Genomic DNA, 11989 nt, shown 5'->3' on the forward strand with positions numbered 1-11989 from the left:
GAGTGTCTAAGGTGCCGCCATGATCACCGTTCACCTGAAGTACGAGATCGATCCCGACCCCGACCGCGTCGCCGACTTCGAGGAGTACGGGCGCCGCTGGGTCGGCCTGGTCAACCGTTTCGGCGGCGACCACCACGGCTACTTCCTGCCCAGCGAGGGCGACAGCGACATCGCGTACGCCCTGTTCTCCTTCCCGAGCCTCGCCGCGTACGAGCAGTACCGCATCGACAGTGCGACGGATCCCGAGTGCCAGGAAGCCTTTGAGCTGGCGCGCCGGACGGGGTGCATCCGGCGTTACGAGCGCCGGTTCCTACGGCCCCTGGAGTGAGGGTGCCTGGCTGGCGGCTTCGGGGGCGGAGGCTTCGGGTCCGGCGGCTTCGGGTCCGGAGGTCGTGACGACGCGGCTCGGGGTTTTGCGGTGCAGGCGCAGTGAGACCGTGACGGCGGCGATGGCCACCGCCGTCATGGCGGCGCCCGCCCAGGCGGTGGAGGCGTACCCGAGGTCGAGGTCGATCACCGTGCCGCCGAGCCAGGGGCCGCCCGTGTTGCCGAGGTTGAACGCGGCTGTCGTGGTCGCTCCCGCGAGGGTGGGGGCGGCTCCGGCGACGTTGAACATACGGGCGTTGAGGGCCGGGGCGGTGTAGAAGGCGGAGACGCCGAGGAGAAAGGACAGGGCGATCGCCACGGCCGCCGTACCGGAGAAGAGCGCGAGGGCCACTAGGAAGACCGTCGAGGCCGCGGCGCCGCTCAGCATGACGCCGAAGAGGTGGGCGTCGGCGAATCGGCCGCCGATCGCCGTGCCGAGCAGCGCGCCCGCCCCGAAGAGGCCGAGGACGGTCGGGACCCAGCCCTTGTCGAGGCCCGCGACGTCCGTCAGGAGCGGGGAGAGGTACGAGAAGGCGCAGAAGACGCCGCCCGCGGCGAGCGCGGTGATGGCGATGGAGAGCCAGACCTGCCGGTCGCGGTAGATGGCGAGCTCCTGCTTGAGGCGCGGCTTCTCGGCGGGGAGCGGGATGCGGGGGATGAGGGTCAGTACGCCGACGAGGGCGATCGCGGAGGCGGCGCCGACCGCCCAGAAGGCGGACCGCCAGCCGAAGTTGTCGCCGAGGAAGGCGCCCGCGGGGACGCCGAGGACGTTCGCGATGGAGAGGCCGCCGATCATCACGGCCATGGCGCGGGCACGTTGGTTCACCGGCACCATCGCGATGGCGACGGCGGCGCCGACCGCCCAGAACCCCGCGCAGGCGAAGGCGCTGACGACGCGGGACGCGAAGAGGATCTCGTACGTGGGCGCGAGCGCACCGGCGACCTGGCCGAGCCCGAAGACGGTGATGAGCGCGATGAGGGTCGTACGGCGGGGCAGCCGCAGGGTGGCCACCGCGAGGAGCGGCGCACCGACGACCATGCCGATGGCGAAGGCGGAGATGAGGAGGCCCGCGCGGGGGATGGAGACGTCCATGTCGTCCGCGATAGGGGGCAGGAGCCCCGAGAGCATGAACTCACTGGTACCGAGCGCGAAGACGGCAAGGCCGAGGATGTACACGGCTACGGGCATGCTTTTCCCTGGCCGGGGGGCCTTGGAGGCCTGGGGAGCCTTGGGGGCGGGGGCCTCTGGGTCAGGTATCGGCATAACAGTCATGAACGTTGGGGCGGCTGGGGGCATTCCCGGGGGGTGGGGGCGGCTGGGGTTTGGGGCGAGGCGGCTGGGGGCCGGGGTTGCGCGTGGGCTCCTGCGCTGTGGAGTGCCGGGTCGGCTTTCGTGCTGCGGGCGGCCGGGTGGCCGGTTGGGCTTCGTGCTGCGAGGGCCCGGGGGTGGGAATTTTGCGCAGTGGGTGGCCGGGGTGGCTTTTGTGCTGGGGGTGGCCCGTTAGGGGGCTGGGGAATCGGGGGAAGCGGCTAGGGGCGGCGGGCGTACGCTCTCGTGTTTTCCCGGTCCGAGATGCGGACGTAGCCCGCTCTGGTGACCACCGCCTGCGACGGAGTGTTCGCGGGGTCGATCACGGCCAGCAAGGACGTGACCCCCGGGCGGGACAGGGCCAGGGTGGAGAGGGCGTCGAGGGCTTCCGAGGCGTAGCCCTGGCCCCGCGCGGCGACCGCCAGGTCGTAGCCGACCTCCGCCACGCCCTCCTCGTCCGGCGGGCCGTGGAAGCCCATGCCGCCGACCGCGGTCTCGTCCTCCGCGCGCACCAGGGCGAACAGGCCCCACTCGGGCCGGTGCACCCCGGACGCGTACGCCTTCATCACCATCTCCGCGGCCCTGCGCGTCCCGTCGGAGGGCCCGTCCTCGATCCAGGCGAAGCCCCCTGCGCCGCCCGCGGCGAGATCGGCCGCCGCGGCGGGGGGCACCTCCCGCAGGACGACCCGTCCGGCGGGGATCGAGAGGGAGTTGTGCCAGCGCCAGGAGTCGAGCCGGGGGCGCCCCGGCAGCGTCCCGCGCCCCGTGGCCCAGAGCAGCGTCGCCCACTGGTCGGCGGACGTCCGCGCGGGCTGGACCTGCGGGAAGAGCCAGGCGAGCACCGCCTCGCACAGCGCGGCGGGCGGCTCCGCGTCCACGCCGAGGGCCTGCGCGATGTCGTACGTGTGGAGCAGTGCTTCCGCGATCCCCATCGCGGCGAAGCCCACCGCGTTCGCGCTGCCGTGCGGGTACGGGTGGTAGGCCCGGACCCCCGGCGGCGTGGTCCGCACCACCGCGGAGAGCAGGCCGCCGGTCGACTCGATGACGCGGATCGCGTCGTCGGGACCCGAGCCCTCGTCGAAGGCGATCTCGAAGGGGACCCATCCGTCGGTCGCCCGGCCCGTCAACTGCCCCGCGTACGAGACGAAATCGCACGCGATGTGCTCGGCCGTCTCCAGGCAACTCCATTCGAGGCCACCCGCCTTGACGCTCCAGTCGAGCCCCACCGCCGCGCGCAGCACCTTCGCCGCATGCGCCACGGCTTCCTCGACCTGGTCCCCGCCCATCGCCATCATGCGCCGAGCGTACGGGAGCCTCAGGGGCCCAGCAGCTTCATTTCCGTCGCGAGGTTCTCCCGCGCGGGGCCCTCCCACTCGGCCGCCCCGTACGGCGTGCGGAACAGTCGGGGCAGCGCGACGAGCTGCCGGAGCACGGCGGCCCGGCCCGCGCGGAAGTCCTCGTCGGGCACGAAGGAGTACTCCTCGCGGACAGCGGCGGCGTACGCGGCGTAGGCGTCCGGGGCCGCGGCCAGGATCGCCAGGTCGGCGTCGCACAGCGCCTCGCCGTTGTGGTCGCCGTCGGCGGGGTCGTGGCTGACGGTGAGCCGTACGAGACGGGCCACTTCCGCAGTGTCGGCGGGCGCCAACCCGGCCTCCTGGAGGGCGCGTTCGGCGAGTCGGGCGCTGCGCTCCTCGTTCTCGGAGCGGTCCGGCGCGTACACCGCGTCGTGGAACCATGCCGCGAGCCGCACCAGCTCGGGGTCGTCGGCGTGGTCCTCCAGTACGTCGATGTGGTCGAGGACCGCCGTGAGGTGGGCGGTGGTGTGATACCTCCGCTGAGGCTCGGCCCAGCGCGCGAGCAGGTTGTCCGCGTAGGGCGCGGGGTCGGGGGTTCCCTCGCTCGCGCGGAGCAGGGTCGCGTGCCAGCGGGCGCGGAGTTCCTTGTCGCGGTTGGGCATGGGGTCGTCATGGGGCATGGGGTGACCTTAAACGCCGGGGTGCCCGGGTGGGGTGTCACCTGGGTGTCACCTGGCCGTGCCCCGTTGCCATGTGCGGCACGAGGCGGTTGGCTGCCGACATGACGACCACGAGGACCGAAGAGACGTACGACGCCGAGCGGCCGGGGCGGCTGCTCCGGACTGAACGTGACCTGCTCATACCGCTGTTGAGGGATGCGGACGATTCCGCGTTCGAGGTACGGACCTGTTGTCCGGGATGGACGGTGCGGCATGTGCTCGCGCACTGCGGCTCCGCGCTGATGCGGGTGGTCGAGAGCCGCTTTGAGGAGGGGGTGTACTCCCCGGAGGCCAACGACCGCGACATCGCCGAGCGTGCCGACTGGTCCAACTCCCGTGTGGTGGACGAGCTGGAGCGCGGGATGACGGAGGCGGGGCCGTTCATCACGAAGGCGAAGGGGCGGCTTGACGGGGTGGCGCTGGGGGAGTGGGTGCACGCGGGGGATGTGCGGGAGGCGTGGGGGTTGCCGGGGGCGTATGGCGGGGCGGGGCTGGGGGACGCGTTGGTGTTGCTGGGGGAGTACAGCGGGAGGGTCTCGGGGGCGCCGGCGCTGCATGCGGATGTGGAGGGGCTGGATGAGCCGCTTGTCCTGGGGGTGAGTGATGGGTCCCGGCCTCCGGCCCGGTACATCGGCGATGCGGCGACTTTGATTCGGCTTTATACGGGGCGTCCCCTGGCGGGGACTCGCTATGAGCTGGCGGGGGTGCGGGAGGCGGAGCTGCCGATCTTTACTTGAGGGTTCCGTTTCCCTACCGGGGGTCTCGCCTTTTGCGGGGTGGGGCTGTCTGGGTACTGGGTGCTGGGTACGTCTGCGGGTGGGTTGTGGCTGGTCGGGCCGTTCCCCGCGCCCCTGACGAGGCGTTGTCTGCGGGTGCGTCGTGGTTGCTCGCGCCGTTCCTCGCGCCCCTTGCGGGGGCCGCTTGGGGTTGCCCCTTTAGGGGGCGCGGGGAACTGCGCGGCCAGCCACCACGCGCCCGTAGGAGAGTTCGCAGCGTCCCGTCCCCCTCAGTGTGCGTGGCCCGCGTCGTGGGACTCGGGGGGTTCCCCGGCCTCGGCCCCGGCCCCGGCGGTGGTGCCGGTCTGGACGGTGAATGCTGCCGTCCGTACCTGTCCCTCGTGCTTGAAGTCGAGGAACAGGCGGTACGTCCCCTCACTCGGCGCGGTCGCCGCGAAGGAGACCCCGGGGCCCGGCTTCGTCCTGCCGTCGCCGGGCTCACCGGTGGGATGCACGTGGAGGTAGGCGAGGTCACCGGACCGCAGGGCGACCAGGTGGCCGTACGAGCCGAGGTAGGGCTGGAGGTCGGTCACCGGCCGGCCGTTCCTCTCCACGTCCAAGGTCAGAGCACTCGACTTGCCCGGCTTAAGCTCGCCCTTGAGGCTCACCTCGTAGCCGTCGACCGACGTCTTCCTGTTCGGCTCCGGCAGCGCCCTCGGCTCGTGCTCCCCCGCCACCGCGAGGTCCGCCCCCAGCGTCAGGCCCTCCTTCGCGCCCGTGGGCTTGAAGTCGGCGAAGACGCGGTAGCCGCCCGCACGCGGCAGCTCGACCGGCGTCGACCACGTGCCGTCCGCCGCGCGCGTCGGGTGCAGGTGGCGGTAGGTCGTCAGGTCGCGTGACGCGACGATCAGGTGCAGCTCCTTGCCGTGCTGCCTCTCGTACGCCGTGACGTTCTTGCCCTTGCCGCCCCTGACCAAGGCGAACCGCAGCTCCTCGCGCTTCTCGGCGTCGATGCGGGGGGTCTTCAGGGCGAGCGTGTAGCCGCGCTCCGAGATCTGCAGCCCGCCGGGTGGCGCTGTCTCCGTCGGGGTCTCCTGCTCGCCCCCGCCCCCGCCCCCGTCCTCGTGCCCGCCGTGCTCGCTCGCGGGCTTCTTCTCCGCGGCCACGGGGTCGACACCCCGGCCGACCCCGTACGCGGTGCCGAACGTCGCGGCGACGGCTGCGGTGAAGGCGGTGATCTTCAATCCGGTGTTCATGACGGCTCCCGAGAGGCGAGTGAGGGGGCGGCGTGCGCCGGGTGGCGGCTTCTCATGGGTTCTGACGATACCCCCTAGGGGTATGAAGTCAAGGCGGGGCGGACCTTGCGGCCATTACCCCCCAGGGGTATATATAGATCTTGTCAGCGGTACCCACCCCGGGTACCCCCAAGCGAGGAGTCCGCAGACATGTCCACCACTCCCCCTCCAGGCACCACCGAGGTGGCCGAGGTCGAACTCGCCATCGGTGGCATGACCTGCGCCTCCTGCGCCGCCCGCATCGAGAAGAAGCTGAACCGCATGGACGGCGTGGAGGCGACCGTCAACTACGCCACCGAGAAGGCCAAGGTCAGCTACCGCGGCCAGGACATCGCCGTACAGGACCTGATCGCGACCGTCGAGGCCACCGGCTACACCGCGCAGGAGCCCGCCCCGGCCCGCACCGATCCGGCCCCCGCCGACGAGGATGAGGAGCAGCGGGCCGCCGACGAACTCCGGCCCCTGCGCGAGCGGCTGATCACCGCTGTCCTGCTCTCCGTGCCCGTCATCGCGATGGCGATGGTCCCGGCCCTGCAGTTCGAGTACTGGCAGTGGCTGTCCCTGACGCTGGCCGCGCCGGTCGTCACGTACGCCGCCTGGCCCTTCCACAAGGCCGCGTACACGAACGCGCGGCACGGCGCGGCGACGATGGACACGCTGATCTCGGTCGGCACGTCGGCCGCGTTCGTCTGGTCGCTGTGGGCACTCTTCTTCGGTACGGCCGGTACGCCCGGCATGACGCACCCCTTCGAACTGACCATCTCCCGCACGGACGGCGCCGGGAACATCTACCTGGAGGCCGCGGCGGGCGTCACCGCCTTCATCCTGGCCGGGCGGTACTTCGAGGCCCGCTCCAAGCGCAAGGCGGGCGCCGCCCTGAAGGCGCTGCTCCAGCTCGGTGCCAAGGACGTCACCGTCCTGCGGGACGGCGGTCGTGAAGAGACCATCCCCGTGGGGGACTTGAAGGTCGGTGACCGCTTCCTCGTACGGCCCGGCGAGAAGATCGCCACCGACGGCAAGGTCGTCGAGGGCGCCTCCGCCGTCGATGCCTCCATGCTCACCGGCGAGTCCGTGCCGGTCGAGGTCGCCAAGGGGGACTCCGTCACCGGTGCCACCCTGAACGTGGGCGGGCGCCTCGTCGTCGAGGCGACGCGCGTCGGCGCCGACACCCAGCTCGCCCGCATGGCCAAGCTCGTCGAGGACGCGCAGAACGGCAAGGCCGCCGCCCAGCGCCTCGCCGACCGGATCTCGGCCGTCTTCGTGCCGGTCGTCATCGCCCTCGCCGTCGCCACCCTCGGCTTCTGGCTCGGCAACGGGTCCGGTCTGACGGCGGCCTTCACCGCCGCCGTCGCCGTACTGATCATCGCCTGCCCCTGCGCCCTGGGGCTCGCGACGCCGACCGCCCTCATGGTCGGCACCGGACGCGGCGCCCAGCTCGGCATCCTGATCAAGGGCCCGGAGGTCCTGGAGACGACCCGCAAGGTCGACACGATCGTCCTGGACAAGACCGGCACCGTCACCACCGGCAGGATGACCCTGCTCGCCACGCGTGTGGCGGAGGGCGTCGACGAGGGTGAAGTCCTGCGTCTTGCGGGCGCCTTGGAGCACTCCTCCGAGCACCCCATCGCGCAGGCAGTGGCCGCGGGGGCGGCCGAGCGGGTCGGCGCGCTGCCCGCCCCCGAGGACTTCGCGAACGTGGCGGGGCTCGGCGTCCAGGGCATCGTCGAGGGGCACGCGGTCCTGGTCGGTCGTGAGGCGCTGCTCGCCGAGTGGGCGATACGGCTGCCCGTCGGACTGGAGCGGGCGAAGGCCGACGCCGAGGCGGCCGGGCGTACGGCCATCGCGGTCGCCTGGGACGGGGAGGCGCGGGCCATCCTGGAGGTCGCGGACGCGGTCAAGGAGACGAGCCCGGAAGCGATCCGCCGCCTCCGCGCCCTGGGCCTCACGCCCATCCTCCTGACCGGCGACAACAAGGCGGTCGCGGCGTCGGTGGCCGCCGAGGTGGGCATCGCCCCCGAGGACGTCGTCGCGGAGGTCATGCCGCAGGAGAAGGTCGACGTGGTCAAGCGCCTCCAGGCGGAGGGCCGCAGCGTGGCTATGGTCGGCGACGGCGTGAACGACGCGGCGGCGCTCGCCCAGGCCGACCTGGGCCTGGCGATGGGCACGGGCACGGACGCCGCGATCGAGGCGGGCGACCTGACCCTCGTACGAGGAGACCTGCGTGCGGCGGCCGACGCCATCCGCCTCTCGCGCCGCACCCTCGGCACGATCAAGTCGAACCTGTTCTGGGCCTTCGCCTACAACGTGGGCGCCCTGCCGCTGGCCGCGGCCGGCCTCCTGAACCCGATGATCGCGGGCGCCGCGATGGCGTTCTCCTCGGTCTTCGTGGTCGGCAACAGCCTGCGCCTGAGGGGGTTCAAGCCGCTGAGCTGAACGCTTGGTGGGTGATCGTGCCAACCCTCGGCAAGATCGACGTGTACATGTCTTTACGATCACCCCGGTGCGCTTGGGTCGCGCCGGGGTGATCTGCGCGTAGGCTGGGTAATTGGACTAGACCTGTGTGTGGTGGCTTCCGAGGCTTCCGCGCCGCCCACCCCCGCGCCGCCGGTCCCCGCGGCCCCGGACCCGAAGGAAGACATCCATGAGCAAGCGTGCAGTCCTGGAGGTGATCGCCCTCGACGCCGAGGACGCCGTCGCCGCCCAGGCCGGAGGCGCGGACCGCCTCGAACTGGTCACCGACATGGCCGCGGACGGACTGACCCCGTCCCGCGAGACCTTTGCCGAGATCCGCGCCGCCGTGGACATCTCCCTGCGCGTGATGCTGCGCCTCGCGGACGGCTTCGCCGCCGGGGACGTCGACACTCTCGTACGCCGCGCGCGCGAGCTCAGGAGCGCGGGCGCCGACGAGTTCGTGCTCGGCTTCCTCGACGAGACGGGCGGCCCAGACCTGGCCGCGGTCGAGGCCGTGGTGGGAGCGCTCGACGGCTGCCGCTGGACGTTCCACCGGGCCATCGACAGGGCCCCCGCCCGCGACGCCCTGCGCAAGCAGCTCGCGGACCTGCCCGGCCTCGACACCTACCTCACCGCGGGTGCGGCGGAGGGTGTGGACGAGGGCCTGCCCACGCTGCTCGACGAAGCGGCGCGGTCCGGCGAACCGGGCTACGAGCAGCAGATCCTGGTCGGCGGCGGCCTCCGCCTCGACCACCTGCCGCGGCTCAAGGCGGCGGGCGTCGACGCGTTCCACATCGGCGGGGCGTCGCGGCCCGACGGCTGGTCGGCGCCGGTGTCCGCGGACGCGGTGCGCGCGTGGCGCGTGGCGCTGGACGCCTGATCCCCTTGCGCGCGGGGGTACTTGCTCCCGTTGCGGGCGGGGTGCTTGACCGCGTTCCCGCGTGGCGCCCAGTCGCGTTCCCGCGGGGTGGCTGATCGCGCTCTCGCGGGGCGCGATACAACTGGGCGGACAGCAAGGGGGACTTCATGCCGAAACCAGCAGCCAAGACGCGTCCTGCCGAGCGGATGCTCGCGGCGGGGGCACTGCCCGTCGCCGCGACGCTGCTCACCGGGACGGTGGCGCTCTACATCACACTCGTCGCCTTCGGGAACATCACCGACTTCGACTCCAACCAGCAGTTCGTACGCCATGTCCTGGCCATGGACACCACCTTCAAGGACGACGACCTGATGTGGCGCGCGGTGGGATCCACCGCGCTCCAGGACGCCGCGTACGTCGGGATCATCGTCTGGGAGACCCTGGCGGCCCTGGTCCTCCTCACGGCGACGGGCCTGTGGATCGGTGCCCTGCGCCGCTCCCAGGGCCATGACCGGGCCCGTCGGGCGGGCACGATCGGCCTGCTGATGCTCCTCGTCCTGTTCGGGGCGGGGTTCATCGGGATCGGCGGCGAATGGTTCGCCATGTGGCAGTCGGAGGACTGGAACGGCCTGGACGCGGCCACGCGGGTCGTGACGCTCGCCGGCATCGTGCTGATCGTCACGCACCTGCCGTCCGCCGGTGCGTCGGCGGAGGGCTCCGGGAAGAGCGGGTCATGACCCGCGTCCCGCGTGTCTCCCTCGACTCCTTCGCCTCCCTCGGCTAGGGGGCGATCTGCTCCGGCAGGTCCGCCGCGTGCACGACGGTGAGTCCCGAGACGGCACGGGTCAGGGCGACGTACAGCCGCCGCAGGCCGGTCCGTTCGTCGGGCTCGCCGTCGACCACGGCGGCGGGCTCGTGGAGGACCACGTAGTCGTACTCAAGTCCCTTGGCGAGGGAGGCGGGCACGAGCGTGAGCCGGGTGTCGGGGGTGGTCTCCTCGCCGGGCGAGAGGTACGTCAGCCCGGCGGCGTCGAGTGCTCCGGCGAGCGCGGGGATGCGGGCGTCGGCGGCGATGAGCCCGATGGAACCTTCGTGGCGCAGCGACTCGACGCAGGCTTCTAGGGAAGCGGTGTCGAGGGATGCGGTACTGGCGTCCTGCACGCGGTGCACCACGAGTGAACCCGCCGACTCACGGACGGACTTCACCTCGGCGAGACCGGGCGCGATGGAGGGAAGCAGCCGGGAGGCGAACGCGATGACTTCCCGGGGCACACGGAAACCGGCGGTGAGTTCCTCCACGACCGCTTCCCCCTTCCCCAGATGCTCCAGGGCCTGCTCCCAACTCCGGGTGGCCCAGGGGGTGGTGCCCTGGGCGAGGTCGCCGAGGACGGTGGCGGAACCGGTGGTGCAGCGCCGCCCGACGGCGCGGTACTGCATCGGGGAGAGATCCTGGGCCTCGTCGAGGACGACGTGCCCGAGTGAAGGGGTCCGGGCGACGAGATCAGTGGCCTCGTCGATCAACACGGCGTCGGCGGCCGACCACTTGACGGCCTTGACGCTCCGCGCGGGCTTCGCCCACAGGATCAGCTTCTGCTCCTCGTGATCGAGGATCCCCTCGGCGTGCACGGCAAGGAACTCGGCGTCGGAGAGCAGCCGCAGGACGAGCTTGGCGGGATCGACGGGCGGCCACGCTGCCTTGACGGCGGCCTTCACCGCGGGGTTACGGGCGACGGCATCCTGGACGCGGTCGTCCGGGGCCTCGCCCGCCTGTTCCATCCGTACGAGCACGGCGTGCGCGAGGCGCTGCGGCAGGGCGTCGCGGGCGGCCCCGTACCGGATGTCGCGAGCGAGCAACTCGCCGACGATCTCCTCCACTTCATACGCGGGGATGCGCCAGCGCCGGGACCCGCGCACCACGACCACGGGCTCCTCGGGCATGGTCACATGCGACCGCAGGGCCTTCCTCAGGACGTCGGCCATGCGGGCGTCGCCCTTCACGACGGCGGCGGCGGCCTCGTCGGCTCCGCGCACCTCCACATGGGCGACGAGGTCGTCGACGGTGGCCTGCTTGACCTCCAACTCGCCCAGAGCGGGCAGCACTTGCTCGATGTAGTGGAGGAAGGACTTGTTGGGCCCGATGACCAGGGTGCCGGTCCGGGCGAGGCGCTCGCGGTGGGCGTACAGGAGGTAGGCGACACGGTGCAGGCCGACGGCGGTCTTGCCGGTCCCGGGCCCGCCCTGCACGCACACGGACCCCCCGAGGCCGCTCCGTACGATCTCGTCCTGCTCGGGCTGGATCGTGGCAACGATGTCGCGCATGGGGCCGACGCGGGGCCGCTCGATCTCCTGCTGGAGCAGCTTGCTGGTCCGCTCGACCTCGTCGGCGTCACTGAGGTGCTCGTCCTCGTACGCGGTGAGGTCGCCGCCCGTGTATCCGAACCGGCGCCGCAGGGCGATGTCCATCGGCGCCTTCTTGGAGGCGCGGTAGAAGGGCTGCGAGACGGGGGCTCGCCAGTCGATGACCATGGGGTCGCCGTCGGCGTCGTGGACGTGCCGGCGCCCGATGTAGAACTGCTCGCCCTCGGCGCCTTCGGCCTGGTCGGCGCCGGGGGCGTGGAGGTAGTCGAGCCGTCCGAAGAAGAGCGGGGTGTGGGAGAGGTCGGCGAGGGACTTGATCCGCTCGTCGATCTGGCTCTGCAGGACGGCGGCGTTGACCCAGTTCGCGGTGACGTCGCGGATGTCGAGCGCCTCGGCGTCCTCGCGCATGGCTCGGAGGGCCGAGCGGGATGCGGCGAGGTGGTTCCGCTCTCGGGAGAGGGGGTCGGGGTGGGCGTGCACGGTTGCCTCCGGCGGGGTGCGGGTCTGGGCTGCCGGTTGCCGTCCGGTCAGCGGCGGGCGCGAGGCACGCGGGCAGACCGGGCATCCTATGCCCCGCCCTGGGGCGGGGCCACCACTTTTCCCCGGGGCCGGGATCCCCTC

At 72.1% G+C, this 11989-nt stretch carries 10 protein-coding genes; 5 read left to right on the plus strand and 5 right to left on the minus strand.

The genetic code is table 11. The features are described 5' to 3' along the window. Window positions 1-19: 19 nt before the first annotated feature. Entirely contained in the window at window positions 20-328 is a 309-nt protein-coding gene (locus tag OG302_RS23400) for an NIPSNAP family protein (protein ID WP_371528553.1), read from the plus strand. Here OG302_RS23400 and OG302_RS23405 read toward each other — a convergent pair. The 3 genes from OG302_RS23405 to OG302_RS23415 all read right to left on the minus strand — a co-directional run bounded on the left by OG302_RS23405 (window position 311) and on the right by OG302_RS23415 (window position 3650). Further along, on the minus strand, window positions 311-1555 hold the full coding sequence (locus OG302_RS23405; protein WP_371528554.1) for a Cmx/CmrA family chloramphenicol efflux MFS transporter: 1245 nt from the start codon (window positions 1553-1555) through the stop codon (window positions 311-313). The two genes, OG302_RS23400 and OG302_RS23405, sit on opposite strands and share 18 nt — an antisense overlap. A 341-nt stretch (window positions 1556-1896) precedes the next feature. Next, on the minus strand, window positions 1897-2970 hold the full coding sequence (locus OG302_RS23410; protein ID WP_371528555.1) for a GNAT family N-acetyltransferase: 1074 nt from the start codon (window positions 2968-2970) through the stop codon (window positions 1897-1899). Between the two features lie 20 nt (window positions 2971-2990). Continuing rightward, on the minus strand, window positions 2991-3650 hold the full coding sequence (locus OG302_RS23415; RefSeq protein ID WP_371528556.1) for a hypothetical protein: 660 nt from the start codon (window positions 3648-3650) through the stop codon (window positions 2991-2993). 101 nt (window positions 3651-3751) lie between these two features. Here OG302_RS23415 and OG302_RS23420 point away from each other — a divergent pair, with 101 nt between their 5' ends. Further along, window positions 3752-4426, plus strand: a complete 675-nt coding sequence (locus tag OG302_RS23420) for a maleylpyruvate isomerase family mycothiol-dependent enzyme (RefSeq protein ID WP_371528557.1) — start codon at window positions 3752-3754, stop codon at window positions 4424-4426. 269 nt (window positions 4427-4695) lie between these two features. Here OG302_RS23420 and OG302_RS23425 read toward each other — a convergent pair whose 3' ends face one another. Beyond that, window positions 4696-5661 (minus strand): hypothetical protein, encoded by a 966-nt coding sequence (locus OG302_RS23425; RefSeq protein WP_371528558.1) that lies wholly within the window; start codon window positions 5659-5661, stop codon window positions 4696-4698. A 189-nt stretch (window positions 5662-5850) separates the two neighbouring features. Between OG302_RS23425 and OG302_RS23430 the strand changes: the two genes are divergently transcribed. The 3 genes from OG302_RS23430 to OG302_RS23440 all read left to right on the plus strand — a co-directional run bounded on the left by OG302_RS23430 (window position 5851) and on the right by OG302_RS23440 (window position 9747). Continuing rightward, window positions 5851-8133 carry a heavy metal translocating P-type ATPase gene (locus OG302_RS23430; protein ID WP_371528559.1) on the plus strand — a complete coding sequence of 761 codons (2283 nt, stop codon included), beginning with the start codon at window positions 5851-5853 and terminating at the stop codon, window positions 8131-8133. A gap of 208 nt (window positions 8134-8341) precedes the next feature. Further along, on the plus strand, window positions 8342-9031 hold the full coding sequence (locus OG302_RS23435; RefSeq protein ID WP_371528560.1) for a copper homeostasis protein CutC: 690 nt from the start codon (window positions 8342-8344) through the stop codon (window positions 9029-9031). 146 nt (window positions 9032-9177) lie between these two features. Continuing rightward, window positions 9178-9747 (plus strand): DUF2165 domain-containing protein, encoded by a 570-nt coding sequence (locus OG302_RS23440; protein ID WP_371528561.1) that lies wholly within the window; start codon window positions 9178-9180, stop codon window positions 9745-9747. 43 nt (window positions 9748-9790) lie between these two features. Here OG302_RS23440 and OG302_RS23445 read toward each other — a convergent pair whose 3' ends face one another. After that, window positions 9791-11848: an AAA family ATPase gene (locus OG302_RS23445; protein WP_371528562.1), complete on the minus strand. Its 2058-nt coding sequence runs from the start codon at window positions 11846-11848 to the stop codon at window positions 9791-9793. Between the last annotated feature and the right edge of the window lie 141 nt (window positions 11849-11989).

Source organism: Streptomyces sp. NBC_01283, assembly GCF_041435335.1.
Lineage (GTDB): Bacteria > Actinomycetota > Actinomycetes > Streptomycetales > Streptomycetaceae > Streptomyces.

Coding starts and splice junctions, on each gene's coding strand:
- OG302_RS23400 (WP_371528553.1), top strand. CDS start 20: ATGATCACCGTTCACCTGAAGTACGAGATCGATCCCGACCCCGACCGC.
- OG302_RS23405 (WP_371528554.1), bottom strand. CDS start 1,555: ATGCCCGTAGCCGTGTACATCCTCGGCCTTGCCGTCTTCGCGCTCGGT.
- OG302_RS23410 (WP_371528555.1), bottom strand. CDS start 2,970: ATGATGGCGATGGGCGGGGACCAGGTCGAGGAAGCCGTGGCGCATGCG.
- OG302_RS23415 (WP_371528556.1), bottom strand. CDS start 3,650: ATGCCCCATGACGACCCCATGCCCAACCGCGACAAGGAACTCCGCGCC.
- OG302_RS23420 (WP_371528557.1), top strand. CDS start 3,752: ATGACGACCACGAGGACCGAAGAGACGTACGACGCCGAGCGGCCGGGG.
- OG302_RS23425 (WP_371528558.1), bottom strand. CDS start 5,661: ATGAACACCGGATTGAAGATCACCGCCTTCACCGCAGCCGTCGCCGCG.
- OG302_RS23430 (WP_371528559.1), top strand. CDS start 5,851: ATGTCCACCACTCCCCCTCCAGGCACCACCGAGGTGGCCGAGGTCGAA.
- OG302_RS23435 (WP_371528560.1), top strand. CDS start 8,342: ATGAGCAAGCGTGCAGTCCTGGAGGTGATCGCCCTCGACGCCGAGGAC.
- OG302_RS23440 (WP_371528561.1), top strand. CDS start 9,178: ATGCCGAAACCAGCAGCCAAGACGCGTCCTGCCGAGCGGATGCTCGCG.